Source organism: Agrobacterium sp. rho-8.1, from assembly GCF_033957725.1.
Taxonomy (GTDB): Bacteria; Pseudomonadota; Alphaproteobacteria; order Rhizobiales; family Rhizobiaceae; genus Agrobacterium.
The window spans coordinates 2,656,143-2,682,827 of sequence record NZ_CP192788.1 but is presented as its reverse complement, the minus strand read 5'-3'; the positions used below and the strand labels follow the sequence as shown (position 1 = coordinate 2,682,827).

18 protein-coding genes are annotated in these 26,685 nt (G+C 56.1%); 3 read left to right on the top strand and 15 right to left on the bottom strand.

Features of this window, described 5'->3' with window-relative positions; genetic code table 11:
- Positions 1-62 precede the first annotated feature (62 nt).
- From RMR21_RS13155 to RMR21_RS13130, 6 genes are all read right to left on the bottom strand, one after another.
- Entirely contained in the window at positions 63-1,790 is a 1,728-nt protein-coding gene (locus tag RMR21_RS13155; RefSeq protein WP_498668430.1) for a methyl-accepting chemotaxis protein, read from the bottom strand.
- Positions 1,791-2,141: 351 nt separating this feature from the next.
- Complete coding sequence (locus RMR21_RS13150) at positions 2,142-2,618, bottom strand: chemotaxis protein CheW (protein ID WP_498668429.1); 477 nt, start codon at positions 2,616-2,618, stop codon at positions 2,142-2,144.
- Positions 2,618-4,396: a methyl-accepting chemotaxis protein gene (locus tag RMR21_RS13145; RefSeq protein ID WP_498668428.1), complete on the bottom strand. Its 1,779-nt coding sequence runs from the start codon at positions 4,394-4,396 to the stop codon at positions 2,618-2,620. Before RMR21_RS13145 ends, RMR21_RS13150 begins: the two co-directional genes overlap by 1 nt.
- A 195-nt stretch (positions 4,397-4,591) precedes the next feature.
- Positions 4,592-8,752 (bottom strand): translocation/assembly module TamB domain-containing protein, encoded by a 4,161-nt coding sequence (locus RMR21_RS13140; protein WP_498668427.1) that lies wholly within the window; start codon positions 8,750-8,752, stop codon positions 4,592-4,594.
- Between the two features lie 47 nt (positions 8,753-8,799).
- Positions 8,800-10,725: an autotransporter assembly complex protein TamA gene (locus RMR21_RS13135; protein WP_498668426.1), complete on the bottom strand. Its 1,926-nt coding sequence runs from the start codon at positions 10,723-10,725 to the stop codon at positions 8,800-8,802.
- Between the two features lie 170 nt (positions 10,726-10,895).
- Positions 10,896-11,147 carry a YMGG-like glycine zipper-containing protein gene (locus RMR21_RS13130; protein ID WP_174154216.1) on the bottom strand — a complete coding sequence of 84 codons (252 nt, stop codon included), beginning with the start codon at positions 11,145-11,147 and terminating at the stop codon, positions 10,896-10,898.
- Between the two features lie 371 nt (positions 11,148-11,518).
- Between RMR21_RS13130 and hemA the strand changes: the two genes are divergently transcribed.
- Positions 11,519-12,736, top strand: a complete 1,218-nt coding sequence (hemA, locus tag RMR21_RS13125) for a 5-aminolevulinate synthase (protein WP_498668425.1) — start codon at positions 11,519-11,521, stop codon at positions 12,734-12,736.
- Between the two features lie 87 nt (positions 12,737-12,823).
- Here hemA and RMR21_RS13120 read toward each other — a convergent pair whose 3' ends face one another.
- Entirely contained in the window at positions 12,824-13,492 is a 669-nt protein-coding gene (locus RMR21_RS13120) for a ZinT family metal-binding protein (RefSeq protein WP_498668424.1), read from the bottom strand.
- Positions 13,493-13,663: 171 nt separating this feature from the next.
- Positions 13,664-14,863 (bottom strand): 1-deoxy-D-xylulose-5-phosphate reductoisomerase, encoded by a 1,200-nt coding sequence (gene dxr / locus RMR21_RS13115; RefSeq protein ID WP_498668423.1) that lies wholly within the window; start codon positions 14,861-14,863, stop codon positions 13,664-13,666.
- Between the two features lie 133 nt (positions 14,864-14,996).
- On the opposite strand from dxr, the gene RMR21_RS13110 reads away from it, so the two are divergent.
- The gene (locus RMR21_RS13110; protein WP_498668422.1) at positions 14,997-15,689 is read left to right on the top strand and encodes a phosphatase PAP2 family protein; all 693 of its coding nucleotides are present in this window, start codon (positions 14,997-14,999) and stop codon (positions 15,687-15,689) included.
- Between the two features lie 17 nt (positions 15,690-15,706).
- Positions 15,707-16,939: an FAD-dependent oxidoreductase gene (locus RMR21_RS13105; protein ID WP_498668421.1), complete on the top strand. Its 1,233-nt coding sequence runs from the start codon at positions 15,707-15,709 to the stop codon at positions 16,937-16,939.
- Here the strand turns inward: RMR21_RS13105 and RMR21_RS13100 are convergent.
- The 7 genes from RMR21_RS13100 to RMR21_RS13070 form a co-directional block, all read right to left on the bottom strand.
- On the bottom strand, positions 16,929-18,101 hold the full coding sequence (locus tag RMR21_RS13100; protein WP_498668420.1) for a glycosyltransferase family protein: 1,173 nt from the start codon (positions 18,099-18,101) through the stop codon (positions 16,929-16,931). The two genes, RMR21_RS13105 and RMR21_RS13100, sit on opposite strands and share 11 nt — an antisense overlap.
- Complete coding sequence (locus RMR21_RS13095; protein ID WP_498668419.1) at positions 18,098-19,345, bottom strand: glycosyltransferase family 4 protein; 1,248 nt, start codon at positions 19,343-19,345, stop codon at positions 18,098-18,100. Before RMR21_RS13095 ends, RMR21_RS13100 begins: the two co-directional genes overlap by 4 nt.
- Positions 19,346-19,368: 23 nt before the next feature.
- The gene (locus RMR21_RS13090; RefSeq protein ID WP_498668418.1) at positions 19,369-20,577 is read right to left on the bottom strand and encodes a glycosyltransferase family protein; all 1,209 of its coding nucleotides are present in this window, start codon (positions 20,575-20,577) and stop codon (positions 19,369-19,371) included.
- A gap of 70 nt (positions 20,578-20,647) precedes the next feature.
- The gene (locus RMR21_RS13085) at positions 20,648-21,823 is read right to left on the bottom strand and encodes an ABC transporter permease (protein ID WP_498668417.1); all 1,176 of its coding nucleotides are present in this window, start codon (positions 21,821-21,823) and stop codon (positions 20,648-20,650) included.
- The gene (locus RMR21_RS13080; protein ID WP_498668416.1) at positions 21,820-22,818 is read right to left on the bottom strand and encodes an ABC transporter permease; all 999 of its coding nucleotides are present in this window, start codon (positions 22,816-22,818) and stop codon (positions 21,820-21,822) included. Before RMR21_RS13080 ends, RMR21_RS13085 begins: the two co-directional genes overlap by 4 nt.
- A 1-nt stretch (position 22,819) precedes the next feature.
- Complete coding sequence (locus RMR21_RS13075; protein ID WP_498668415.1) at positions 22,820-24,721, bottom strand: ABC transporter substrate-binding protein; 1,902 nt, start codon at positions 24,719-24,721, stop codon at positions 22,820-22,822.
- On the bottom strand, positions 24,718-26,610 hold the full coding sequence (locus tag RMR21_RS13070; protein WP_498668414.1) for an ABC transporter ATP-binding protein: 1,893 nt from the start codon (positions 26,608-26,610) through the stop codon (positions 24,718-24,720). Before RMR21_RS13070 ends, RMR21_RS13075 begins: the two co-directional genes overlap by 4 nt.
- Positions 26,611-26,685 lie beyond the last annotated feature (75 nt).

Genomic DNA, 26,685 nt, shown 5'->3' with positions numbered 1-26,685 from the left:
CACCGGTGCCGCCTTTTTCAGTTCGTTAGATATGGTCTTTTTATCCGCTGACCTCGTGATGCCTAATGGCGGGCCGATGCGGTCCTTGGAAGGGTCTGTGCATCGTAATCTTCCGAGTATCTGGACTGCGGTGCCGACGAGACAGGTCCGTCGCTCACCTGGAACTGTGTCAGCAATTCTCGCAGGCTTTCAGCCTCGCGTGCCAGTCCATGGCTTGCTGCGGTGGTTTCTTCGACCATCGCCGCGTTCTTCTGGGTCGCCTGGTCCATCAGGTTCACGGCGTCGTTGATTTCGGCCAAACCATTGGCCTGTTCGCGCGATGCCTCGACGATTGCCACGACGTTCAGATCGATTTGCCCAACCTGTTCGGCAATCTGTTTCAGCGCGTCGCCCGTTTGTCCAACGAGGTCCACACCGTTCGATACGTGCTGGCGCGACTTGCTGATGAGTTCCTTGATCGCTTTTGCAGCGCTGGCAGAGCGTTGAGCCAGTTCACGCACTTCCTGGGCCACGACAGCAAAGCCTTTGCCCGCTTCGCCCGCCCTGGCAGCCTCTACACCAGCGTTCAGCGCCAGAAGGTTGGTCTGGAACGCGATCTCGTCGATGACGCTGATGATGCTCGTGATTTCACCGGATGACTGAGAAATCTCATCCATCGCCTCAATGGCACGGTGGACGATTTCACCGGACCGTTCGGCACTTTTTCGGGTGGAAGCAACAAGCCTTCCGGCCTCGTTGGCGCGGTTGCTGGAATCCTTGACGGTGGTGGTGATTTCTTCCAGTGCGGCGGCGCTTTCTTCCAGCGACGCGGCCTGTTGTTCGGTGCGGCGTGCAAGCTGATCCGCTGCAACGCGGATTTCGGCCGAGCCGGACGCAATGGTGGCCGAGTTGTGTGCGACCGTCTGCATGGTGGAGCGAAGTGTCTTCATCACCTCATTGAAATCGGCACGAAGCTTTTCCATGCTGGGTACGAAAGGTGTATTCAGGCTCTGGCGGAGCTCGCCACTGGCCAACAGGCGAAGGGCTGAGCCCAGCGTGGTGATGGCGCTCATGCGCGGTGTCACGTCTGTTGCGAATTTGACGACTTTGACAACACGACCCTTGCCGTCGACAATGGGATTATAGGCGGCCTGTATCCAGACTTCCTTTCCGTTCTTGCCGAACCGGACGAACTCGTCTGAAATAAACTCCCCCGCCGCCAGACGTTTCCAGAAATTCGCATAATCGGCAGAGGCTGCATAGGTCGGCTCGCAGAACAGACGATGGTGTTTGCCGACGATGTCACTCAGGCCATAACCCAGCGTCGCACAGAAATTGTCGTTGGCAGTAATGATTTCACCCTGTGGTGTGAACTCGATAACCGCCTGAGAACGCGAAATCGCTTGCAGCTTGTTGTCGTCTTCTTCGGCTTTGAGCTTTTTTGCCGTGATATCGGTTGCAATCTTCACGACCTTGTAGGGCTTACCGCTTCGGCAGACCGGATTATAAGATGCTTCGATCCAGATTTCGCTTCCATCCTTGCGGAGGCGTTTGTATTCCCGCGCATCGTACTTTCCAGCGCCAAGGCCTGCCCAGAAATCCGAATAGGCTTTCGAGTTGGTATAATCCGGATCGCAGAAGACTCGATGATGTTTTCCGATGATTTCTGCAAGATCATAACCCAGCACTGCGCAGAAATTCTTGTTTGCTGTCAGAATATTACCTTTGAGATCGAATTCGATCACCGCTTGCGACGCAGATAACGCGTCCAAAACGCTCTTATTGTCAGCATTTTTCCCCAGCCAAAGCATGCTATCTCCAAGTAAGCTGAAAATGCCGCGGCAGTGGTGACTTCATTGTCGCGCGCGTTTTTGTTATGGGTCCGTCGATTCGATGTTTTTCATTCCATAATTGAATTAGACATTAATAATATTAATGCTAAGTTGACGAGATAAACGATCGAAGTTTAATTTGTGCAGTCACTAAGTTTAAAACGTTGCCTCACAGCATCGCTGAAGGTTTTGTTCTTGATCATTTTATAGATGACGTTTCTTTTTCTCTTTTCTTTAAGGTTGAGGGCGAAAGCCAAACGAAAACACGCCGCCGGGTGTCCAGGCAGCGTATTTTAAAACATAAATCTGATGTCGCGTGCGTCGAGCGGCCTAGGCGGCCATATCTTCAAGGTCTGCACCCTTGAACATCTTGGCGAGGTTCAGGAAGCAAATCATACCATGTTCGTTGGCAATGATGCCTTCGGAGAAGGATTTGTCGAAAGATGCGGAAACTTCTGGAACGGGTTGTACCTGGATTGCAGGGATCGTCAGGATGTCCGATACACGGTCCACCAGCATGCCGATGACCATGTTATGGACTTCCGCCACGACAATGGCGCTGCGTTCATTGGCGACGGTGCTTTTCATGCCAAGCTTGTAGGCAAGGTCAATAATTGGAATAACCGAGCCACGAAGGTTCATCACGCCGATGACGTCTTTCGGAGCATGCGGGAGTGGAGTGGATGGAGCCCAGCCGCGAATTTCCCGGATGGTTGTCGTTTTGACGCAGAACTCCTGATCATGCAGACGAAACGCGATGATCTCGAGGGTATCGCCGCCGAAGTTCGTAGAATTAATCGTAACCATCAGAATTCTTCCCAATCCTTGTTCTGGGCTAGTGCAAGCGCACCGACGCTCGCGTATCCGGATTTTGGCATCCTGCCTGGTGTACGAACAACCGGAGATTTTTCTTCCAGCTTCATTCTGTCATTTGTAACAGAAAAATGTTTCCCAAATCTAAACTGCGTTAACAATTTTTGCAGAGCATGGGCTTCATGTGCAAGGCTGCGACTTGCTGCTGTCGTTTCTTCCACCATCGCAGCATTTTGCTGTGTATTGGAGTCCATTGCTTCAACGGCGTGGTTGATTTCTTTCAGGCCATTTGCCTGCTGGCGCGCTGTTTCTACAATTGCGACGACATTGGTATTGATCTCGCCAACCTGTGTCACGATCGTGTCGAGGGCTTCTCCAGTCTCTCCGACCAGTTTGACGCCTTCCTTTACCTGGTCCGACGAGGTGGTGATCAGCGTCTTGATTTCCTTGGCAGCTTGAGCGGAGCGCTGCGCCAGTTCCCGCACTTCCTGCGCAACAACTGCAAAACCTTTACCGGCCTCGCCAGCGCGTGCAGCCTCTACGCCGGCATTCAAGGCCAAAAGATTGGTCTGGAATGCTATGTCGTCGATAACACTGATAATGTTACCGATTTCGTTGGAAGACTGAGAAATGCGTCCCATGGCTTGTATCGCTTTTGTGACCACAGCACCGGATCGCTCTGCTCCCGCCTTGGTCTTTGCAACAAGTTCTCCCGATTGTTCGGCACGCACAGTGTTTTGTGCAACGGTTCTCGTGATCTCGTTCAAAGCAGCAGATGTCTGCTCCACGGCGGTGGCTTGCTGTTCCGTACGCTTGGCGAGATTGTCGGATGCTTCGCTGACCTCGCGGGAGCCCGTGGCTATGCCAACAGCACTATCAGAAACATCGCGCATCGCATCCTGTAATCTCTCCAGCGAGCTGTTCAGATCTTTACGCACCTTTTCCAGAGTCGGGATGAAGGGTTTGTCGATAACGGCCGTGAGGTCGCCGTTTGCCAATGCGGTCAGACTATTAGCGAGATTGTCGACGGCACGGACACGTTCGGTCACGTCCGTCGCAAATTTGATGACCTTGAAAACCCGTCCATCCTGATCGACAATGGGATTGTAGGACGCCTGAATCCAGACGATTTTCCCGTCCTTGCCGATCCGTTTGAACTCGGCGGCGATGAATTCACCGGCCGCCAGCTTACGCCAAAATTCCGCATATTCCGCGCTTTTTCGAAAACTCTCGTCGCAGAACATGCGATGATGCTGACCACGAATTTCGTTCAGGGTATAACCCAAGCAGCTCAAGAAATTCGGATTGGCCGTGATGATCTCACCGGATGCGGTGAACTCGATGACGGCCTGCGCCCGCGAGATCGCGTCGATCTTCCCGGCATCCTCGGCAGCTTTGATCTTCTCTTCGGTAATGACGGTTGCAAGCTTTAGAATGCTCTTGACCTTGCCGCCCGACAGGATGGGATTATACGAAGCCTGTATCCAGACTTCCTTGCCACCATTTGCGATGCGCTTGTACTGGCGCGCGTCATATTTGCCAGCGCCGAGTTCTTTCCAGAACGTGCTGTATTCCGTGCTTTTCGCGTAGCCATCTTCGCAAAATATGCGGTGGTGCTTGCCGACGATCTGATCTTCGCTATAGCCCATCGCTCGGCAGAAGTTTTCGTTGGCAGACAGTATCATTCCGCTCGTATCGAATTCGATCATCGCTTGCGAGCGACCGAGCGCGGTGAGAACAGCTTTCGCATGCGTTCCAGGAAAAGATAGCACGTAGATGAAACTCCAAGCATGAACGCGTAGGGTTCAATGCAGCCTCTTGCCGTTGCGCGCGGACCTGCCGGGTGAAAACCCTTCAAGGCAACAACAATTTATCTACGATAACTGATTTAAAAATATCTGAATGCACGCATCGAATGTCGACAATGGGCGAAGATCACGATCTTTGCGACCCTCCTTTCTCGGCGTTCAATATTCCTTCTCGTAAAAAATACCGGCTGAACCTGCTCCGTCTGCGCCCGCCGCGCCCCGTAGCTTCACGCCTTTGCCCACATCCAGATTGATGATGGCTTTGGCGCCCTCGCTGCCGCTCTGTTCCAACTCCAGATAGGTCTTGTCGTTGATGTATTTTCCAGCGGATACACGCGCCTGACCTTTAGAGTCTGTGGAAATATCAAGATCGTCAATGCCAAGATTGCTGCGCAGACTATCGAAAAGCGATGTCGAGCGTCCGCCTGCCAATTGGCCTGCGGCATCTGCCAGTCGTGCAATTTGCAGTGCTGAAAGCTTGGACATGGATTGCCCGAAAATCAGCTGCGCCATGACTTCGTCCTGGGGTAAGGCAGGGGAGGATGTAAAACCAAAGGACGGATCGTTTGCGTTCCCCGTGACCGTGACGGTAACCGTGGCGGAACCGGCTGCCGATTCCGCCGCCATGTTGAGGACGGGAACAAGACCGCCGCCGAAGGTTATATCACCATTTGTGAAATCCAGGCGTCGTGTGAGGATTTCAAGCCGACCACGGCGCATCTGGAAACCACCCGAAACCGCAGGGTTTGCAGCGGTTCCGCGCACCGTCAGGCTACCCGTCAGTTCCGCGTCGATGCCACGGCCGCGAACGAAGATGCCGCTCGGCGCATTCACTTGAAGGTCGAGGGCGATGTCGGAAGAACTACCACTCCCACCCTTGTCCGCATTGAGTTTCCGGTCCTGTATGCGCACCGCCGCAGGTGCGTTCTTGTGTTTGATGTCCATCTGCGACAGGGATGCCGGCAAGCGCTCGGGAATCGTGATGGCGCTTTTTTCAAGCGTGACCGTGCCGCCGAGAACCGGAGAGTTCAACACTGGCCCCTTCAAGGTAAGGGTGCCGCTTGCGATGGTGGTGAACAGGGTACCGTCATTATAAGCGGCACGATTGAGGGTAATCGTCAGATCGGCCGGGAAGCCGGAGCCCGGCGCGATGCCGACACTGCCGGCGCCGGACACCGTGCCACCGCCAGCCAGTCTGCCGGTCAATCGGGCGATCGTCGCCCGGTCTCGTTCGAGATTGATGGTCGCGGCCACATTGTTGATGGTCAGGTTGCGGCGAACATCGGTGACGCGTGTCCCATCGGTAGTGATACTGCCTGTGACGATGGGCGCTGTAGCGGTCCCTTCGATCTTCACGTCGAGTGCCGCTTTGCCGCTGACATCGAAGCCCTGTGCTGCCGTTTGGGCGGCGACGGCACCGAAGGGCAGGGCACCATTGAAGGCCATTGAAATGGGTCTGTTGCCAGCGATACCGAAAGTGCCACCACCGGACAGCGATAGCCCACCCTGACCGGTTGCCGTAGTATCTAGACGCAAAATGCCGCCTGCAAATCGGCCATTGGCCTTTATGCCGAGTGGACCCAGTCCGGCCGAGCGTGTCTGGCTCACCGCTGCATCGGCCCATGTCAGATCGTAATCGACGGATGGGTCGGACGCTGCGCCCTTTGCCGTCACTGTGCCGGAAATCGTCCCCGCTGCGTCGAGCGCTGGTGAGAACGCATTGGCAAGGTTGGCGGGCAATGCACGGATCGTTGCGTTGAGATCGAGTGTCTGTCCCGCCCTGCCATTGATCTCGATACGACCGTTGCCGGTCTGAATCACAAGACCGGAAATACGGGCCGTGCCCGCATCGATTGTAACTGTCGTCGGTTGAGCCAGTTTCACTGGAATGCCGCTGGGTGTCGCCGTGAACGTATCGAGGTTTACGGTCATGGGGGAGGCTGCGGTGTCGGCCGTTCCTTTGAACGCCAGCGGCGCATTGTCGTAACGACCAGTCAGATCGAATGCCGTTCCGGAACCGGAGTGATCGATATCCAGATTGAGACCGGAAATGTCGGCTGCACCGGCTTTGATTGTGTCCGCCGTCACCTGCCCGTTGATGGCCAGTGCTTGGAGATCGTCGACCTTCAGATCGGCAGCGAGCTTGGAGATTGTGGTCGTACCCTGGCGGATGGTACCACTTGAAGCTTTGATCGTTGCAGCGATTTTTCCGTCTGTGTTGGATACGACAACGTCACCTTTCACGTCACCATCGGCCTGCTGGGCGGCCAGCGCGGCCAGCAACGACAGATCGGGAAAGTCGAAGGAGAGATTTCCTGTCGGCAGAAATTGCGGGGTAAACTGAAGGTTGCCAGTCAGCACGTTGCGACCGACGGTGACGTTCAGCTTCGGGATCGCTGTTCCGTTTCCGTCTTGCAGGAGTTCACCGGAAGCGTCGATGATCTGCCCATCGAGTGTACCGCTTGCCTGAAGCTGGGCCTGCGGCGCGTTCAGATCCGCTTTTCCCTTGGCCGAAACCTTGAGCGCTTCGAGGGCACGGCCCGCCAGGGTCGCTTTGGCGGAATTCAGGCTGATCTGAAAATCGGCGGCGTTGAGCGGACCGCTGGCCTCCAGCGAAAATCCGAGCGATCCGGCTGCTTGTGGCGTCAGCTTTTCCAGCGCCGGCAGGCGTCCGCCCAGCTTGGCAGACACATTGCCATTATCGAGTGCGATATCACCATTGGCCTCGATGGTTCCAGATTTGACCACGAGGTTTTCGACACGGGTCGCCCCACCAATCGTGCTCTTGAGATAAGCGTCGATGGCGATCGTCGTATCGAATTTTTCGGAAAGGGCCGGTGGCAGGACCGCCGGGAGAACGAAAAGGCGAAGATTGGTGGTGATGGTACCCGCTGACAGATCATAGGTTCCGCTCCCGGTGCCGCCGACGCTGGCGCTTTCCAGCGTCGCACCTTCGAAAGCAATCGTCTGCGGGGAAATACGCAAGGGTGCATTCAGCGTCAACGGTGCCTTGATCGCCCGTTCCAGATCCGGCGCGGTCATGGCGGATTGCGCGATGCTGAGGCTGGTTTTCACCGTACCCGTCTGGTTTGCCAGATTGAGGTCGTCGCTGCTGGCCAGCAGTTTCACGTCTTCGAAACGCCCCTGCGGCAAGGCAAGCGACCGTACAGACGCGCTGACGTTCAAGCGGGCGGCATCGGCATTGCCGCGCAGGGCAAGGTCGACCCCATTCACCAGAGCGGAGAGCTCTCCATCGGCAAGCGGCAGGCGGATATCGACTGGACCATTCGTTCCGATCAGATTGGCGGAAAGATCATTCTGTCCTTGCGGATCCATCGCGCCGGATGCTGTTAGCAACAGTTTTCCGGTTTCCAGATTGCCGCTTTCGACACTGATCCGACCTTCCGGCGCAATGCTGGCCGCAAGGTCGAGCTTCGTTTGACCGGCAAAGAGTTGGCGCGTCATCGGCGGCAACAACATATCTGGCTGACCGCCGCCATGAAGCTCGATCCGGCGCGTGCCGTCGGTTGCGAGTTGGTGACGACCGGTCAGATCGAGAACCGGATTGCCAGCGACGGCCCCCGTAAGCTGTCCCGACCAATCGGACAGGGCGCCGTCGCCTCTGAGGGTGATAGCGACAGCAGGCGCATCGGGCAGGCGTAGAAGTGTGGCCAGAAGCCCACCCTGCGGTTCGCTCAGCGCCGCATTGAGCTTCAGTACATTCTCGTTGGGAACGAAGGCGATATCGGCGTTCACCAGTGCTTCAGGCTCATCCTTGCGATTTGCCGAAAGGGCGAGCGTAATGGCGTTAGTGGTGGCGGTACCTCGGCCCTTGGCTGAAAGCGCGTAGGTGCGACCTGCCAGCTTCTCACCCAGCGCGATATCAGGCAGAGACAGATCATCGATGGTGATATCGACGGGAAGCGAAAAGCCGGAGGAGGTTTCCGAAGAGGGCTCTGTGGACGGAAGGGGCGCTCTGTCGATATCGACCTGGGCCACCTCTATCCGTTCAGCGCGAAATGTCTTTTTCAAAAGCGCAAATGGCGACCAGTCGACCTCGATGCCTGCCAACCGGGCATAGGGACCGTCTCGGTCGGAAATCGTAACGCTATCCAGACGGAGGTTTCCTGTCAGCAGACCTTTTGGCGGTGATATCTCGATTGTCTGATCGGGATTTGAGATCAACGACGAGACCTGTCGCGCAACAAACTGTGTGCCGGGCGATGTGTAACCAAGAAAGAACACGGCCAGAACAAGCAGTGCTACAGTGCCAAGAGCAATGTAGCCGATCCCTATCAACAATCGAGTCAGTGCGGTCATCAAACGTAATCTACACTTTTCTTGTTCTTGTGTGAAATGACGATCGCTCAGAACGCCTGTCCGATGCCGGCATAAATGCCGAAGCTGCTTCCATTTTCATATTTTTTCAACGGCGTGGCCACGTCGAGGCGCAAGGGGCCGAACGGGGTCGCATAACGCAGGCCGATACCGGCGCCCGCGCGAATATCGGAAAAATCGGGCGCAAGGTCGGACGATACAACGCCCGCGTCGACGAAGGGAACGAGCCCGATGGTCTCTGTCACCTTGAACCGCGCTTCCACCGAGGAGACGACATAAGAACGCCCGCCGGTCGCATCCCCTGCCGCATTATACGGTGAGATTTCCTGATAGCTGTAACCGCGCACCGATCCGCCGCCGCCTTCATAGAAACGTCGGGTTGCCGGAACGTCTTCCAAGGAGTTTGCCCCGACGAGCAGACCGCCTGCGATCTTTCCAGCCAGCACGACCTGATCGTCAGACCCAAGGCCTTTATAGGCGGTTGTCGAACCCTCGAACGAGGTGAAGAACGTGCCGTTCAAGGCTTCGAAACTTGGCTGCGCAGAGATCGAGGCTCTGAAACCCTCGGTCGGGTTGAGCTTGTCGTCACGCCTGTCGCGCACGAATTCCAGCGGCACGGAGGTGGTCAGATACTGGTTGTTGCCGAATGCGTCGTCGGCATCCGTCCACTCGACTTCCAGACCGGCGGAGGCCGTATCGTAGTCGTTGAACTCATAGGCAAAGCCGCCATAGCCGGTGATCGATCTCGCATCGTAGCTGTCTGGATGCTCAGTCTTGGCCTTGAGGCTTGCCGTAAACGTCGTCTCGGGATTGAAGATACCGGGCTTCGTAAAGATGATCCCGGCCGAATAATCCATGTCCTGAACATTCGACGCTTCACCCAACCGCGAAACAGCACCTTCGATGCGTAGCGATTCGGCTTTGCCAAACAGATTGCGATGGCCCCAGTAGCCTTGCAGCCCAATGCCTTCGGTCGTGGAATATTGCGCACCGAGGCCGAGATAACGGTGCTTGCCTTCCGAAACCTCGATCGTCAGCGGGATGCTGCCATTGCGGGATAGTGTGTTCGCTTCCTTGATGGTGATGCTGGAAAAGACCCCAAGCTTGCGCAAACGGTCGGAGGCTTTTCGCAATTTCTCCGGCGAATAGGGTTCACCACCGTTCAGACGCGAATAGCGCCGGATGAAGTCGCCATCGACCGTCTTCTCGCCCGTCACTGCGACGTCGCCCAAGGGCGCAATCGGACCGCCTTCGGCAGATAAAGTCAGGTCAACGGTGTTGGTCGCATGGTTGGCAACCGCTTCGCGCTTGGTGAGTTTCGCGAGCGGACGCCCCTCCGCCTTCAGGGCCTCTATCAGCTTGTTGCCGCCACGGATGATGGCAAGTGATCCCGCATCTCCACCCGTTACAAGGCCGTACTCGGTGAGGTCGCGGCCAGCGACATCGCCTTCAAGCTTGATGGTGCCAAGCGTAAAGGCCGGTCCGGAGGTGACATCAATGACCACAGGGACAGGACCTGCGCGGTTGAACGACGGATTTGGTGGGATGGCATCGATATCCTGGCCCGCAACCGTGATTTTAACGGTGCCGCCATAGCGGGCGTTTTCATACAGCGCCGCCACCAATCGCTCGCGGTCGTCGCGGGCTCTGATCAAGAGGCCCAGATCGCCCGATGCAGGTTTTTCCGGCTCTGCGACCAGAAGCGAGCTGTTTTCGAGGCTCTTGCGCAGCTTGTCGTCCGCATCCGTGGCATTCAGCGTGACAGTGAAAGAAACCGGGTCGAGGACCTCCTCTTCCTTGTCGTCGGAACCGAAAATATTGATGCCAAAGATTTTCAGCGCGAACGCATCTCGAACAAACCCCGGGGATAGCATCACGGATGCAGCCACCGCCATTGCAGTGCCGGCCTTCCAGAACGCAATACTCTTCCTTGGGTCAGTGTGTCGGTTTGACATACGCTACTTTTATGGTTGAGGATGTATTATCGGCCCCACCGGTTTCCCGTCCGTTAACGGGGCAGTTTAATCACAAAAAGGGGGATTGGCACCCGAAAAAGCGTATTTTTCCGGCACAAATGCAAAAGCCCCGGAGAACCGGGGCCTTCGTGTCTTTATCGTTGGCGATATTAGCGGCAACGAGCCGTGTAACGCTGACCGTACTGGTCGCGGTAGTAGCAGTAACCAGGCTCGGATGCGTTACCGATCAGTGCGCCGCCGACGCCACCGATGGCTGCGCCAACAGCTGCGCCGCGGACGTTGCCTGTCACGGCGCCGCCGATAACAGCGCCAGAAACGGCGCCAATGGACGCTCCCTTTTCAGTCTGCGTGCAGCCTGCAAGCGCCAGACCGATTGCCGCAAAAATAATGGCTTTTTTCATGAAGTCTCTCCAACGTTTCAATGAGCTCTGTGGCTCTTTGGTAGGCGTCCCATAATACATCTGCGGCGACTGCTACCTCCGACCGCTACAGATGTTTACCAACTCGAGTGTGTTTATGGAAGCGTCCTTCGCAGGCTGCGTCCCGGCCCCAATCGACTGTGCCCTACTGAACGGGCAGATAACGTAAAAGTTCCAATATTTATGCGTCTTTGATGTGAATCAATTTTACGGTTTGAAAAATCTCTTATAAGTGTTTCTGGAATGGTTCAAAACTGAGGGCGAATTGACGCAGTTTCGTGCAAACAGCGTCGAGGGGGTTGACGGTTCATGGAGGTGGGCCGACAACGACGACAAGAATTCTGGAGCATGGAATGGACTTCGAGGCATACTTTAAGACCGAGCTGGATGGCTTGCATTCAGAAGGCCGTTATCGCGTCTTTGCCGACTTAGAGCGGCAGCAGGGGAATTTCCCGCGCGCGACACGATATAATGCGGACGGCGAGAAGAAAGACGTAACGGTCTGGTGCTCCAACGACTATCTCGGCATGGGACAGAATCCCAAGGTCATCGAGGCCATGAAGGCGGCCATAGATCACTGTGGCGCGGGTGCGGGAGGCACCCGGAATATTTCTGGCACCAACCATTATCACGTCAAACTCGAGCAGGAACTTGCCGATCTCCATGGCAAGGAATCGGCGCTGATTTTTACATCCGGCTACATCTCAAACTGGGCAACGCTTGGCACACTCGGCCAGAAAATCCCCGGCCTGATCATTTTCTCCGACGCATTTAACCACGCCTCGATGATCGAGGGCATTCGTTACGGTCGCTGCGAAAAGGTGATCTGGAAACACAATGACCTTGAGGATCTTGAAGCGAAGTTGAAGGCCGCTGACCCATCTGCGCCGAAGATGATTGCGTTCGAATCCATTTATTCGATGGATGGCGATATCTCTCCGATCAAGGAAATCTGCGATCTTGCCGACAAATACGGCGCGATGACCTATCTCGACGAGGTTCATGCTGTCGGCATGTACGGTCCGCGCGGCGGTGGCATTGCCGAGCGTGAAGGTTTGATGGATCGCCTGACGATTATCGAAGGCACCTTGGGCAAGGCATTCGGCGTGATGGGTGGTTACATTGCTGCGTCTGAAGCGCTCTGTGATTTCATTCGCTCCTTCGCATCCGGCTTTATCTTTACAACGGCACTGCCGCCATCATTGGCTGCAGGTGCCGTGGCGTCCATTCAGCATTTGAAGGCCAGTCCTTTTGAACGTGCCCGTCATCAGGAACGCGTGCGCACACTCCGTGCCATGCTGGATAAGAGTGGCATTCCGCACATGCCGAATCCCAGCCATATCGTGCCTGTGCTGGTTGGCGACGCAGCCAAGTGCAAGTGGATATCGGATATCCTGCTCGACGATCACGGAATTTATGTGCAGCCGATCAACTATCCGACCGTGCCGCGCAAAACCGAACGACTTCGCATTACGCCTACGCCGTTGCACACAGATGCCGACCTGGAACAACTGGTCAGACCTCTTCACCAGTTGTGGGCGCGTTGCGCTTTGGCAAGAGCAGTCGCCTGACGTTACAATCGATCGCTTTTCGGATGAGATATCATCGAAGTCGCGGCTTTATGTGCCGCGACTTTTTTAATGGGATTAGCCGTCGCGTCAGTGTTCGAGCATCTCATGCACGATTTGCTTGGCGTCGAGCGAGGCTGGATAATATGTCGGCCAGTTGCTGAGCTCCGCCAGCACGACCTTGCGGTCGTTCCCCCAGAACAGATGATAGTGCCCGGCTTTTGTCGGTGTTATCGTGTGATCGCTGAACTGGATGAATTGCGGCGCAGCCTCGTCCCCACCGTTCTTTTTAAAGATGTAGCGGACGCCACGATTGCCCTTCTTGTAGGTCAACACCTCATATCCATCCGAGACATATGTCGCTTGGCTACGGGCGTCCTTTCGCTGAAACATCACGGTCTCACCGTCGATGACGATGCGATCGACGTCGGTTTTATACCCCACATCATATTCGCCACGATAGTCCTTGGCGGTCTTGTCACCATGCTTCGCCTTATCTGCCATGACAGGATCGAGGGAGCCGTCCAGAAGGTAAGGATAAACCGACTGCCATTCGCCTTCCCAGTCTGACAGCGGGCGCGGCCTGATCTGGCTATCTTCGAAGTAACCCTTCGAAATTTGCTCGGATGCTTCGGAGTGATCATGGGCTTGGCTGTACGAATGTGACTTAGCGGATGCTGCCGCATCGTCTGCCATGGTCGTTGCAGACGACAGGAGAAGAGAGCCGATCGCGAAGGTGAGGGCGTAGCGGATATTCATGTGTAATTCCTCATTTTTGTCATGTAATAACATTACAAAAATGAGCTAACCCGTTTTTATGTCGCTGGCAACCCCAAGGGTGCCGTCGGCGAGAGTTCATAGCTTCCGGGACCGTTGGTTTATCCCCCGGCGTCGAGCTCTATTGCTTTACGAGGAACGCCTTGAACGGCGTCAGGCCGCTTTCTGTGTCTGTGAAATGGCATCGTTTGCATAGGCCCGTGCCTGTACATCTACCGCCAACACCTCTTCCACCGTTTCCACGACGTGTCCGGTATTCATTCGGTCCATCACGGTTTCCACGATATCAGCCATATCCAGAAAGCCGATCTGGCCGTCCACGAAGGCGTGAAATGCCGTTTCTTCGGCGGCGCTCAACACGGCGCCCTGCGCGCCGCCGCGCTCCAGCGCGGTTCTTGCCAGACGCAGCGCTGGAAACCTGATCTCGTCAGGAGCTTCGAAATCCAGTCTTGCAAGCTTGGTGAAATCCAGGCGCTCGACGTCTATCTCGCCCCTGGCCGGATAGGTCAGGGCATAAGCGATGGCCGTTCGCATATCCGGGCAGCCCAGCTGTGCGATGACCGATCCGTCCGTGTAGGCCACCATGGAATGGATGATCGATTGTGGATGGATGATGACTTCGATCTGGTCCGGCCGCAGATCAAAAAGATATTTTGCTTCGATCATTTCAAGCGCCTTGTTGAACATCGAGGCGCTGCCGATGGAGACCTTGAGGCCCATTGACCAATTGGGGTGAGCACGCGCCGTATCGGCGGTCACCCCTGCCATCTCCTCGCGGCTATGGGTGCGGAACGGCCCGCCGGATGCGGTCAGCACGATACGTTCGACATTCGCCCTGTTCGCCGGCTCAAGGCATTGGAAAATGGCGCTGTGTTCGCTGTCGACGGGAATGATGTGTCCACCGCCCTGCGATACGGTACGAAGGAAAACATCTCCGGCCGAAACGAGACATTCCTTGTTGGCAAGGGCAATGTTGGCACCGCGCCGCGCCGCCGCCAGGGTCGGCTCCAAACCAGATGTTCCTGCAATGGCTGCCATGACCCAGTCCGCATTCATGTCGGCTGCTTCCTGCAAGCCTGATCGCCCGGAGGCGACCTTGATATCACTTCCAGCCAATGCTTCTTTCAGGGCTTGGTAATTATTGTCTTCGGATGTCACCGCCAATTTGGCACCGAGCGAGAGAGTCTGCTCTGCCAAAAGTGCGATGTTGCCCGCACCCGTCAGCGCCATCACCTCGAACCGGTCACGTCCGCCCAGTTGGTTTATGACATCGACCGTGTTGGTGCCGATGGAGCCGGTGGCACCCAGTATGGTCAGCTTTTCGGGTGAATTCGGGCGCTTGGGGTGCGTCATGTCAATCCGGTTATTTTCAACTTTGTCATGCAAGCCTCTACAAGCGAAAGATGAGCATAACAAGGAGGAAAGCCACACTTGTCTTTGTCCTGCACCAACAGCATATTCCAGACTATTCATAACGAGGAACGGCATGCGACGCTTTTTTGTTTCCAGTGGCTGGATTTTGGCGGCGACCTTCGTTCTCGTGCTGGTTCTCATCCCTTTCGACCCTGCGATTTCACGACGCGCGCAATCACTTCCCGGTGCGGTCGTTGGATTTAACAGTGCGATTACCGATTTCGGCACGTTTCGCTGGATGCTCTACAGCACAGGTCTTCTCGCTATTCTTGCCTATATCGCCGCACGGGTGCTGACGAGCTCTTCCTATGCGAGCCGCATTCGAACGGCATGGCGGTTGTTCCTCTATTTCTTCCTGACGATCGGTACCGCGAGTATTCTGGTTCATGCGCTGAAGTTCGTCATAGGGCGGGCAAGACCTGAATTGCTGGTGGAAATGGGCGCCTACAGCCTGACGCCGTTTACGGGTGACAATCTCTATGAGAGTTTTCCGTCTGGCCATTCTACCGCGGCTGGCGCATTCTTCGGCGCGTTTCTGATGCTCATGCCACGCTATCGTTTTGTCTTCATCGGCTTGGCCTTGGTCATTGGTGTATCGCGTGTCATCGTCGGTGCGCATTATCCAAGCGATGTGGCGGCGGGTCTGCTTTTGGGAACATGGACGGCGATGGCGTTCGCCTTCATCTTCGCACGTTCAACGTGGCTATTCCGTCTGGATGTGAATGGCTGGCCGCACCCAAAGAATGCGATGAGTTCTGCCGTCTAGGTGCCAAGGGGATGTCAATGGAAAATGTGGAAACACAGGCAGATCGGTCCATCAGAACCACTGTCGTAATTGCAGGTGGAGGACCGGCTGGCATGATGCTCGGGCTCCTGCTGGCGCGCGCCAATGTCGATGTCACCGTGATCGAAAAACATAGCGATTTTCTTCGTGACTTCCGTGGCGACACCATCCATCCCTCGACACTCGATATCATCGACCAACTCGGTTTTATCAGGGAATTTCTGGCGCTGCCGCACACGCGGGCGGAAAAACTGCATGCGGAAATCGGGGGCGAGAAGGTAACGATCGCGGATTTCTCATGGTTGCCGGTCAAGAACCGCTTCATCGCCTTCATGCCGCAGTGGGATTTTCTGAATTTCATCGCTGGCAAAGCGGGGCAATTCGAGAATTTTCGACTGTTGATGAACGCTCCGGTGACGGAACTCATCCAGAACGGCGGCAAAATTCGTGGTCTCATGGTCGAGACACCGGAAGGTCTCCTCACAATTGAAGCGGACCTGGTCATCGGTGCGGATGGCCGCAATTCCATTGTCAGGGAAAAAGCCGGTCTGGAGATCGAGCGTTTCGGCGTGCCCACGGAGGTGGTTTGGATGCGCCTTTCAAAGCAGCCCGGTGACCCGAGCGAGACGATGGGACATGCGGGCCCGCAGCAGGGCTTCGTGCTGATCGACCGCGGCGATTATTGGCAATGCGGTTATGTGGTGCGCAAGGGCTCCTACGCGGAGTTCAAGGAAAAGGGTCTGGAGGCTTTTCGAGAGCGCGTTGCCAAGGTCTGCCCGTTGCCGCGTGAACGCCTGTCGGAAATCCAAAGCTGGGATGACGCCTGGTTGCTCACGGTGCGGATCGACCGTTTGAAACAATGGTGGAAACCGGGCCTGATCTGTATCGGGGATGCGGCGCATGCCATGTCGCCAATTGGCGGTGTCGGGGTCAACCTTGCCATTCAGGATGCGGTGGCCGTGGCCAATGTGCTCATTCCGGTCTTGTCGTCCAGAAAGCCGATCACCGATGCTCATCTGGCAGCAATCGAGAATCGTCGTTCCTTCCCGACCAAGGCAACGCAGCGTTTGCAACTGATGATGCGCAGCAAGAACAAGAAAGACCAGACCGACGTCACAAAGGCGAAGGGTCCACCCGCCCTCGTGCTTGCGATCATGCGCTTTCCGCTGCTCGCGCATCTGGCGGGCAGGCTGATCGGACTCGGGTTCCGGCGTGAAAAGCTCAGATACTGAGTTTGTCGAATTCCCGTTCGTCGTGAAGGCGGCGCAATATTTTCGCCGTGCCGGCTGCCCCGTCCAGATCGAGAGCGGTGTCGCCAGGTTCTGGCAGCTGTAGTGCCACCTCGATGGCCTCGGCCATGGATTGCGGCGATATCGCGCTTTCCTCCAGCATATGGGCCAGACCCAATTTTGCCAGCCGGGATGCGCGCGCACCTTGCTCCGTTTCGCCGTTGGCAGCGAAGGGAATGAGAAGCGAGCGGCATTTCGCCTGCAAGATATCGCAGACCGTGTTGTATCCCGCCTGCGAAATCGAAAGCTTCGCACCGGCAAGCAGGCTCGAAAAATCCTTGCGGAAGCGAAACACCGAGATGCCGTTGCCTGCCTCAGCGGAGATGGCGTCGAAATCCGCTTTTGGCATGTTGGGACCGGTGATGAAACACCAGCTTTTGACTTGATCGATCATAGGCGCAGCATCCAGTGCAGCGCGAACCAGCGCTGCCCCGACCGCTCCGCCGCCAGCGGAAACGACGACATCGAAGCGTTCCTGCGGCGGTTCCGGTTTGGATGCCGCGACAAGGCCGGTATAGACGATGCGCTGGCTGATCTGATCGGCCAGAGGGAAGGTTTCTTCCAGTCTTGCGAAGTTCGGATCACCATGAACAAGCACGGTGTCGAAATGCTTTTTGACAAGTGCGATGGTTTCTTCGTCGCGACCGGGCTTGGCGCGTTCCTGAAGAATATCACGCAAGGATGTCATGACGAGCGGGCGCTCAAGGGTCCGCTCGATGGCATCTAAAAGTGGCAGGAGTTCAAAACGCACCTGCCTGCGGCCGAATGGAAAAGCCTCGATGATGACGATATCCGGTCGCGCGCCATGATAGGCACCCAGCAGCATGCTGGTGCGGTCATCCTTGAACGCATCGTCGACCGGCTTGCCAGTCGCATCCACAAGGCCTGAGAAATTGCCGTCACTGACCGCAATCGGCGGTAGTTCGATATGCCTGATACCTTCACCCGGAAAACCGGGTACAGGCGTTCCACCTGTCACCAGCGTCACATCGAAACCGTCAGAGACCAACGCGCGCGCCACGCGGCTGGCGCGTGCGATGTGGCCGATGCCGAGCAGATGCTGAACGTAAAAGAAAACGCGCGGCGCTGATTTTTTTGCGGTCATAGGTCTTTCTCCCATTCCTGCTCGAACAACGCTTTCAGCTCGGTGATGCTGTTTCGATGGTCGAATGCAGTGCGGACACGGTTTTCCGCCGCCGCTCCGAGTCTACTGCGAAGTACGGGACCGGTCATTGCCTTTTGTAGCGCTTGTGAAAAAGCGGTCGCATCTTCCGGCTCGGTCAGCAACCCGTTTTCTCCATCGATGAAAAATTCGGGAATGCCGGAAATGTTTGTGGAAATACAGGCAAGGTTCTGGCTCGCGGCCTCCACCAGCACATTCGGCAGTCCATCGCGGTCGCCATCGCTGGTGATACGGCATGGGAGCGCGAAGACATCGGCTTGACGGTAATGTTCCAGAACCTGTCTCTGGTCCATCGCACCCATCCAGTCGACGCGGTCGGAAACGCCAAGCTCGTCTGCCAGCGCTTTTAAAGCGCCCAGTTCGTCGCCGCCGCCGATATGGGTGAAGCGCCAATGCAGCGAAGATGGCAGGGTCGCCAGGGCGCGCAGGAGAATGTCGATCCCCTTCTTCTTGACGGCACGACCAACGCTCAGAACACGAACCGGATGAGCGGGATCGAAACCGTCGCGCTCTTCTCGCGGGCCTTCGAAATGCGGAAAGCGTGTGAGGTCTAGCCCGTGATAGCTCAGATGAACTTTGCGATTTTCAATCGAAAGACTTTGCAAGTGCCTGAAACCACTGGCCGTACAGGTCACAGCCCACCGTGCGCTATCGAGCTTGTTCGAGAGGTCTTGATCGCTTGATGTCCAGATGTCCTTGGCGTGGGCCGAGATCGTCCAGGGCGTGCCAGTGATCAGGTGGGTGTAGGCGGCAACGGATGCCGGGGTGTGGATGAAATGGACGTGCAGCCATCCCGCATCGGCAGGCCATTCATGCGCCAGAACAGCGGCCTGCCCAAAGCGTCGAAACCGGTTTCGGCTGACATCATGGCGGAGATCACGGGCAAGGTGGCGCAGGGCTTTTCCAAAGCCGGGTTTTGCTCGGCAAGCCCAGAGGGCTTTCAAAACACGAAGCGGCTCTTCATGAAGATATTCCGGCAGGTACGTCACTTTGGCCCGGATTTCATCATGCACCGGGTGGCGCTTCTTGTCGGTCGGGCGACGCATGGAGACAAGCTCCAGTTCCAGCCCTGCTTTTTCCAGCCCTAAAAGTTCCTGTGCGATGAAGGTTTCCGAGAGTCGCGGATATCCTTTCAAAAGAACCACGATTTTCTTTTTGACAGTCACGATGTCAGTATCTCTTTCTGAAATCACGCACCGGCAGCCGTGGATTTGGCGTCGTCGTCAGGCTGAAGCCACTCGGCAATCCGCTTGGAAATATTTTCCAGGCCGTCTAGCTTGAGGTTTCTGCCGTTGGCCGATGGCGGCGCGCGTTTGAGCAAGTCTTTGAGTGCCTGCGCCATTTTCTGCGGATTTTCAGCATCTTCGGGAACCAGCATATCGAACAGGCCGAGTTCCGAAGCGCGGCTTGCGCGGATCAGTTGCTCTTCACGCGGCACGATGCGCGGGACGATGAGGGCGGGCTTGTCGAAAGACAGGATCTCACACACCGTGTTGTAGCCGCCCATGGACACGACAGCCCTCGCGCCCGCGACGATATCTTCCATGCGATTGTCGAACCCGATGATCTCGATATGAGGAATGTCGGCTATGTTCTGCATGAAGCGCGCGCGCTGTTCGCCCGGCATGTAGGGACCGAGTACGATCAGGGCCTTCTGCGTGAGTTCGGGATCGGCCTTGTAGGCATTGATTACATCGTCGATCAGCTCACTGCCGTCGCCACCGCCACCGGTCGTCACCAGAATATAGTCACCCTCGATGCGGTGCGAGGTGTTCTCCGATTGCGTTTTCGAGCGTTGCAGGAAACCGACGAAATCCATTTTTTCCCGCACCTTCGGCTGAACATCGAGTCCCATGAGGGGGTCGTGGAAATCCGGCGGGCCGTACACCCAAACGTGATCGTAATAGCGCTCGATCTTGTTTAAAACATCGTTGCGCTTCCACTCGGCTTCCAGCAACTGCGGCGCATCCATCACGTCGCGCAGACCAATGACGAGCTTGGTCCCTCTGGCTTTCAGATAAGCGAGCGTGTCCTCCACCTCACCGCGCAGACCCATAGGCTCCTTGTCGACAATGAAGATGTCCGGCTGAAAGCTTTCAGCGGTGTGGTAGATAATCGAGCGCCGCATCTTCAGTGTTTCCTGAAGATCGATGTGCTGATCAAGCGAGGTGTACTCGCCGTTTCTCAGTTTGATGACGCTGGGGATTTTGACGAAGTCCACGCGGGCGCGGTAATCGAACGCGCCAGCAATCGTAGCGCCTGATATTATGAGAACGTTGAGGCCGCGGTAATCCTCGACCAGTGCGTGTGCAATGGTTCGGCAACGGCGCAGATGCCCGAGGCCGAAAGAGTCGTGACTGTACATCAGAATGCGCACATCGTTGAGGCGGGTACTCACGGGCGGCACCTCTTGTCCGTAGTCGCAAGGCTGATCGAATATGGTCGGTGTGTCACTGGACGGTCCGTGGTTATTTAAAAGGGTCTGCCGCATCACGTAGTCCATCGCCAAAGAAATTAAAGGCCAAGATGACGAGCACCACCGGGACGGTGGGCAGAAGAAGCCATGGATACAAGGCGATTACGCTCACACTTCTCGCTTCCGTGAGCAGAATACCCCAACTTGTGATCGGTGGGCGAAGGCCAAGCCCTAAGAAGCTGAGGGCGGTTTCGCCCAGGATCATGCCCGGTATGGTGAGTGTTGCCGATGCTATCAGGTGAGACATGAAGCCGGGAATGAGATGCCTGCCGATGATGCGCGGTGTACTTGCGCCCATCAGTTGCGCGGCAAGCACGTAGTCTTCTTCGCGCAGCGCCAAGAGCTTGGACCGCACGGCGCGCGCGAGGCCGGTCCAGTCCAGCAGGCCCAGAATGAGGGTAATGCCGAGATAGACGAGAATCGGGCTCCATGTGACTGGCATGATAGCAGCCAGCGCCAGCCATAGTGGGATGCTGGGGATCGATTGCAGCACCTCGATGATACGCTGGACGATCAGATCGAACACGCCGCCACGGTAACCCGCAAGGCCGCCGATCACGATGCCGAGTACGAAGCTCATGGCAACGCCCAGAAGACCGATGGTCAGAGATATGCGTGCGCCATAGATGATGCGGGACAGAACATCGCGTCCCAGACGGTCGGTTCCGAGCAGATACATCTGTCCATCCTGGGCCGGGCAGACCAAGTGCACGTTGCTGTCGAACAGGCCCCAGAAGCGATAATCATCGCCACGGCAGAAAAAGCGCAGTTTCTGTATATCCGTTGGCACGTCTGTGTAAACGCGCCGCAGGTTTTCCATGTCGAGGCTCATTTTTCGCCCGTAAACAAAGGGGCCTACAAATTCGCCATCGTTAAAAAGGTGGATGGATTGCGGCGGCGCGTAGATGTTTTCGACATTGCGGGTGTGAAGATTATAGGGTGCCAGAAACTCGCAGATCAGGATCGATACGTAGACGAAGAGCAGGAACGCGCCGGAATAGAGCGCAAGCTTGTGTTGCTTGAACTGCCACCACATCAACTTGAACTGCGAGGCCTTGCTGAAAGCTGCAAGTCCCGATGTCGTCGGTTCCACTAGATTGGGATCAAACGGTGCGGTCGAGACATAATGCGGCAATGCTTCGCCGGGCTTGGGAAGGGTCGATGTCATTTGATGTTACCACCCCCAAAGCGGATACGCGGATCGAGAATGGCAAGCGCAATATCGGAGATAAGCACGCCTATTACCGTCAGGAAAGCGAGGAACATCAAGAAGGACCCGGCCAGATACATGTCCTGACTTTGCAGGGCACGGATCAGCATCGGACCGGTCGTTTCCAGCGAGAGAACGATGGCGGTAATTTCCGCCCCCGAGATGATGGCAGGCAGGATCGACCCAATATCCGAGATGAAGAAGTTCAGTGCCATGCGCAGCGGATATTTCGTCAGAACCTTGAAGGGATGCAGGCCCTTGGCACGCGCCGTCACGACATATTGCTTCTGCAACTCGTCCAGCAGGTTTGCGCGCAAGCGGCGGATCATACCTGCGGTGCCAGCAGTGCCGATGATGAGGACCGGAATCCACAGATGTTCGAGAATGGATTTGAACTTGGCCCAGCTCATCGCCTGGTTCAGATATTCCCGGTCCATGAGGTGGCCGATGGATGTGCCAAACCAGATATTGGCAAAATACATCAGGATCAGCGCCAGCATGAAATTGGGAATGGCGATGCCCAGAAGTCCAACAAATGTAAGCCCGTAATCGCCCCAGCTATATTTGTGCGTGGCCGAATAGATGCCGATAGGAAACGCAATGATCCAGGTCACGATGATGGTGACGAAGGATACCAGCATCGTCAGCCACAGTCGATCACCCACGACCTCGTTGACGGGAAGCTGGTACTCGAAGGAGAAACCGAAATCTCCTACCAGCATGCCGGTCGCCCATCGGAAGTAGCGGATCGGTGCAGGTTGATCGAAGCCGTAGCGGGTGCGCAGCTCCTCGATCTCGGCCAGATTGGCAGTTTCGCCCATGGCGCGCATCTCGGCGACATAGCTTTCGAAATAGTCGCCCGGTGGTAATTCGATGATGGTGAAGACCAGCATCGAGATGAGGATGAGCGTTGGGATCATCACGAGCAGGCGCCCTAGAATATATCTGAGCATGTCATGCGTCTCCGTCGTACCAGAACGCGTCTGGCATATAGACACCGAGATAGGATGTCGGCTCGAATCCGTAGAGCGCTTTTTCCGGCACGTTGCGCATCTTCTTGACGTGAACGATGGGTTGAAGCGCGCTGTTGACGATGCCGATCGAAAAGACCTGCTGTGAATAGATCTCCAGCATTTCAAGCCAAATGGCACGCCGTTCTTCTTCCGTGACGCTGACCCGCCATTTCTTCAAAAGAGCCAGCAGATGAGATGCTTCTGCGAGGTCAGGCGCTGTGCCTTCGCGTCCGCCGGACAGATAGTGAATGCCCCATACCGGCCATTGCAATTGGTCGTCGCCGGTCGGCGCAAGGCCTGCGGGTAGCATGTCGGGCGTGGGGACGGCATTGTCCATGCCGAACCAGACAGACATCATGACTTCTCCACCCATCGCGCGCTTGCGGAAAACATCGCGCTGCGTCGGGCGGCTGGACAGGGAGACGCCGAGTTTGCGCCAATGGTCGGTCACCAGTTCCAACACATCTGTCTCCAGCGTGCTTTCGCCTGCCGTTTCGACGATGATGTGAACGGGCCGTCCGTCCGGGAGAAGGCGCACGCCCTTTTCGTTGCGCTTGTTCAGCCCCAGTTCGTCCAGCAACGTGTTTGCCATAGCGGGGTTGAAGTCAGCCCACGCGCGTGCGAATTCCGGGCGATACAGCGAGCTCTCCGGCAGCACGGTATCGGCGCTTTCCTTGGCGAGCCCGTAGAAGCACACCATATTGATTTCATGCCTGTCGATACCAACGGACAAGGCACGGCGCATCCGCACATCCCGGAACAGATTTCGCCACACCTCATCGCCACAATTCAGGTTCGGCAACAGGCAAACACGCGATCCCTGGCTGCGTGTCCACAGATTGACCTTCAGCGGGAAGCGGTCCTCTGCATCTTTGAGATAGGTGTAGTCATTGAAATCCAGCCCCATGAATTGCAGATCGCTATCGCCTGACGCCGTCTTGGCGGCAATGATTTCCGATGAGGTGACGTTCAGCAGGAAACGATCGAGATAGGGCAGTTGCAGGCCATTTTCGTCGACGCGGTGGTAATAGGGGTTGCGCTCGAAAATGAACTGCTCGGCTGGTGGATAGGTAATGTTGCGCCATGCGTCGAGCGTCGGAAGATCAGGGTTTTCAGGTCTAACCTGCCGCGACATCTTGATGTGCAGGCTGCTCCAGTCGTCGACCTTGTTCTTTTTTGCCAGCTTGGCGAGGTTTTCCGGCGTCTGATATTTCGCATGAAACTGCTTCATATAAGCGGCCGGCAGACACACGCGAGCGGGAGACGCACCGGCCAGTTTGGCCAGAAAGTCCGGGTTGGGACCTTCCCATGTGTAACGTACCGTCACCCGGTCGATGATCTCAACCGTCGGCGGTTTTTCATAAACCAACAGTTCGATGGGCGGGCCGCCCTTGTGTATCTCCCGATTGAGCGCAACGTCCTCCCAGAAATAGCGGAAGTCCTCGGTGGTGAAATCGCTGCCGTCGGACCACTTGTGCCCATCACGCAGCTTGAGCGTGAAGATACGTTCCTCATCGATCGTGTAGCCTTCCAGAATATCGGGCTGGAAATTGAAGCTTTCGTCAAAACCGACCAGTCGGGCATAGCTGTTGATCGGCATCAGGCGGATATCACGCTGACCACCGATCAGCATGCGTGCGGAGCCGCCGTGTTTGCCCGGCTCACGTCCGAGGCTTTTAAGGTTTACGACGCGCGGATTCTTTGGCAGACGCTGGTCTACAGGCGGCAACTCACCTTTGTCGCGTTTTTCTTTCAGAAATTCCGAATCGGTATACGCCGCAAAGGCTTTCCATGGCGCAAAGACGGAGGCCAGAAGGGCGAGTGTCGTTCTACGCGTGATCAAGAGCGTAACTCCGCAACGTCAACATTTCCATTGGCAAGCACCAGATGGCCACCGCCGAGGTCGGCTGTGACAAGATCGGTGTCGTCGCTTTCGCGAAATTGCTTGCCCCAATCAAATTTTCCGGTTGCGCTGATTTTTGCGATGGTGCTGAAATCGAGTGGTCGGTCCAGATCGGGGAACGGGACGGCGGCTAGAAGAGATTTGGTATAGGGATGTACGGGGTTGCGCATCAGCGTTTCGCGCGGTGCAATCTCCACGATTTTTCCCTCGCACATCACGGCGACCCGGTCGGCCATATAATCCACCACGGCCAGATTGTGCGAAATAAACAGGTAGGTGAGGCCGAGCTCTTTTTGCAAATCCTTCAAAAGGTTGAGAATTTGCGCCTGTACCGATACGTCGAGTGCCGATACAGGCTCATCGCAGATCAACAGTTCCGGCCCCAGTGTCAGGGCTCTGGCAATACCGATGCGCTGGCGCTGGCCGCCCGAAAAACTATGCGGATAGCGATTAAGCGCGCTTTCGCCAAGGCCGATGGCTTTGAGAAGATTACGGACCCTTTCGGCGCGATATTTGGCATCGCCACGGCCATGAATTTCGAGAGGCTCGCTCAGGATATTGCTGACCGTCATGCGCGGCGAAAGCGAAGAGATCGGGTCCTGAAACACCATTTGTATCTTCGTTCGCAATTCGCGCAGATCGCCATCCTTGGCGCTTAAAACGTCGATATCGCCTTTTTTGCTGTGAAAGGTGATGGATCCCTCGTCGGGCCGTACCGCCCGCATCAGGATTTTGCTGACCGTCGTTTTGCCGCTTCCGCTCTCGCCAACAAGGCCAAGGCACTCACCACGATGAATATCAAAGCTGACACCATCGACGGCTTTCGTCCCGGTGGATTTGCCTGAGCTGAACCAGCTCGATTTGCGCGTGGTGAATGTCTTGCTGACATTGTTGACGCTGAGCAGAACACCCTTGGTTTTGTCGACGGTTTCCGTCTTCTTGCCGATCAGGCTTTCCTTGTCGATGACGACGTCGCGGAGAGCCTTCAACCGTTCGCCGGGCTTCATATCAAAATGCGGAACGGCTGCCATTAGGCCTTTGAGATAGGGGTGGGATGGCGCGCGGAAAATATCGCTGACCGGCCCGGATTCCATGATCTCGCCCTGATAGATGACCGCCACTTCGTCGGCTATGTTGGCGACGACGCCGAGATCGTGGGTGATCAGCAGCATGCTCATGTTCAAGCGGCTTTGCAGATCCCGCAGCAGCTTGAGGATTTGCGCCTGTATGGTCACATCAAGGGCTGTCGTCGGCTCATCGGCAATCAAAAGCGCGGGGCGGCAAATCAGCGCCATGGCGATCATTGCGCGTTGGCGCATACCGCCTGATAGCTCGAAGGGATACATGTTGCAGATTTTTTTCGGATTGGAAAATCCGACGAGATCGAGCGTTTCCTCGATTTTTTCCTGTCGTTCACGCGGCGTCAGAACCGAGTGAATGCGCAAGGCTTCATCGATCTGGTTGCCAACTGTGTGCAACGGCGAAAACGAGGTCATCGGCTCCTGAAAGATCAGACCCATTCGATTTCCACGTATGGCCCGCATGGGTTTGCCGTCGGGTTCCAGTTGTAAAAGATCGACCGCGTCTTTTTCGGGACGAGCGGGGTCGGAAAACAGGACACGACCTTTGACCCGTGCCGTGCGCGGCTGGATACCCATAATGGTCTGGCCAATGACGGATTTACCTGAGCCGGATTCACCCACCAGCGCTGTCACCTTGCCGGGCAGAATGCGCAGGCTGGCATTTCTGACGGCATCGATTTTGCCGCCCATCAACGAAAAGGAAACCTCGAGATTCTCGATACGAAGCAAATCGGCGCCTGAACTCATGCCAAGGGTGTCCTCACCGTTCTTCTTTTGCCTGTGGCAGTTATTTAAGGGCCATCGAACTTACGTTATCTTAGG

Coding starts and splice junctions, on each gene's coding strand:
- RMR21_RS13155 (WP_498668430.1), bottom strand. CDS start 1,790: ATGCTTTGGCTGGGGAAAAATGCTGACAATAAGAGCGTTTTGGACGCG.
- RMR21_RS13105 (WP_498668421.1), top strand. CDS start 15,707: ATGGAAAATGTGGAAACACAGGCAGATCGGTCCATCAGAACCACTGTC.
- RMR21_RS13135 (WP_498668426.1), bottom strand. CDS start 10,725: ATGTCAAACCGACACACTGACCCAAGGAAGAGTATTGCGTTCTGGAAG.
- RMR21_RS13070 (WP_498668414.1), bottom strand. CDS start 26,610: ATGAGTTCAGGCGCCGATTTGCTTCGTATCGAGAATCTCGAGGTTTCC.
- dxr (WP_498668423.1), bottom strand. CDS start 14,863: ATGACGCACCCCAAGCGCCCGAATTCACCCGAAAAGCTGACCATACTG.
- RMR21_RS13110 (WP_498668422.1), top strand. CDS start 14,997: ATGCGACGCTTTTTTGTTTCCAGTGGCTGGATTTTGGCGGCGACCTTC.
- RMR21_RS13150 (WP_498668429.1), bottom strand. CDS start 2,618: ATGGTTACGATTAATTCTACGAACTTCGGCGGCGATACCCTCGAGATC.
- RMR21_RS13130 (WP_174154216.1), bottom strand. CDS start 11,147: ATGAAAAAAGCCATTATTTTTGCGGCAATCGGTCTGGCGCTTGCAGGC.
- RMR21_RS13085 (WP_498668417.1), bottom strand. CDS start 21,823: ATGACATCGACCCTTCCCAAGCCCGGCGAAGCATTGCCGCATTATGTC.
- RMR21_RS13140 (WP_498668427.1), bottom strand. CDS start 8,752: ATGACCGCACTGACTCGATTGTTGATAGGGATCGGCTACATTGCTCTT.
- RMR21_RS13100 (WP_498668420.1), bottom strand. CDS start 18,101: ATGACCGCAAAAAAATCAGCGCCGCGCGTTTTCTTTTACGTTCAGCAT.
- RMR21_RS13120 (WP_498668424.1), bottom strand. CDS start 13,492: ATGAATATCCGCTACGCCCTCACCTTCGCGATCGGCTCTCTTCTCCTG.
- RMR21_RS13080 (WP_498668416.1), bottom strand. CDS start 22,818: ATGCTCAGATATATTCTAGGGCGCCTGCTCGTGATGATCCCAACGCTC.
- hemA (WP_498668425.1), top strand. CDS start 11,519: ATGGACTTCGAGGCATACTTTAAGACCGAGCTGGATGGCTTGCATTCA.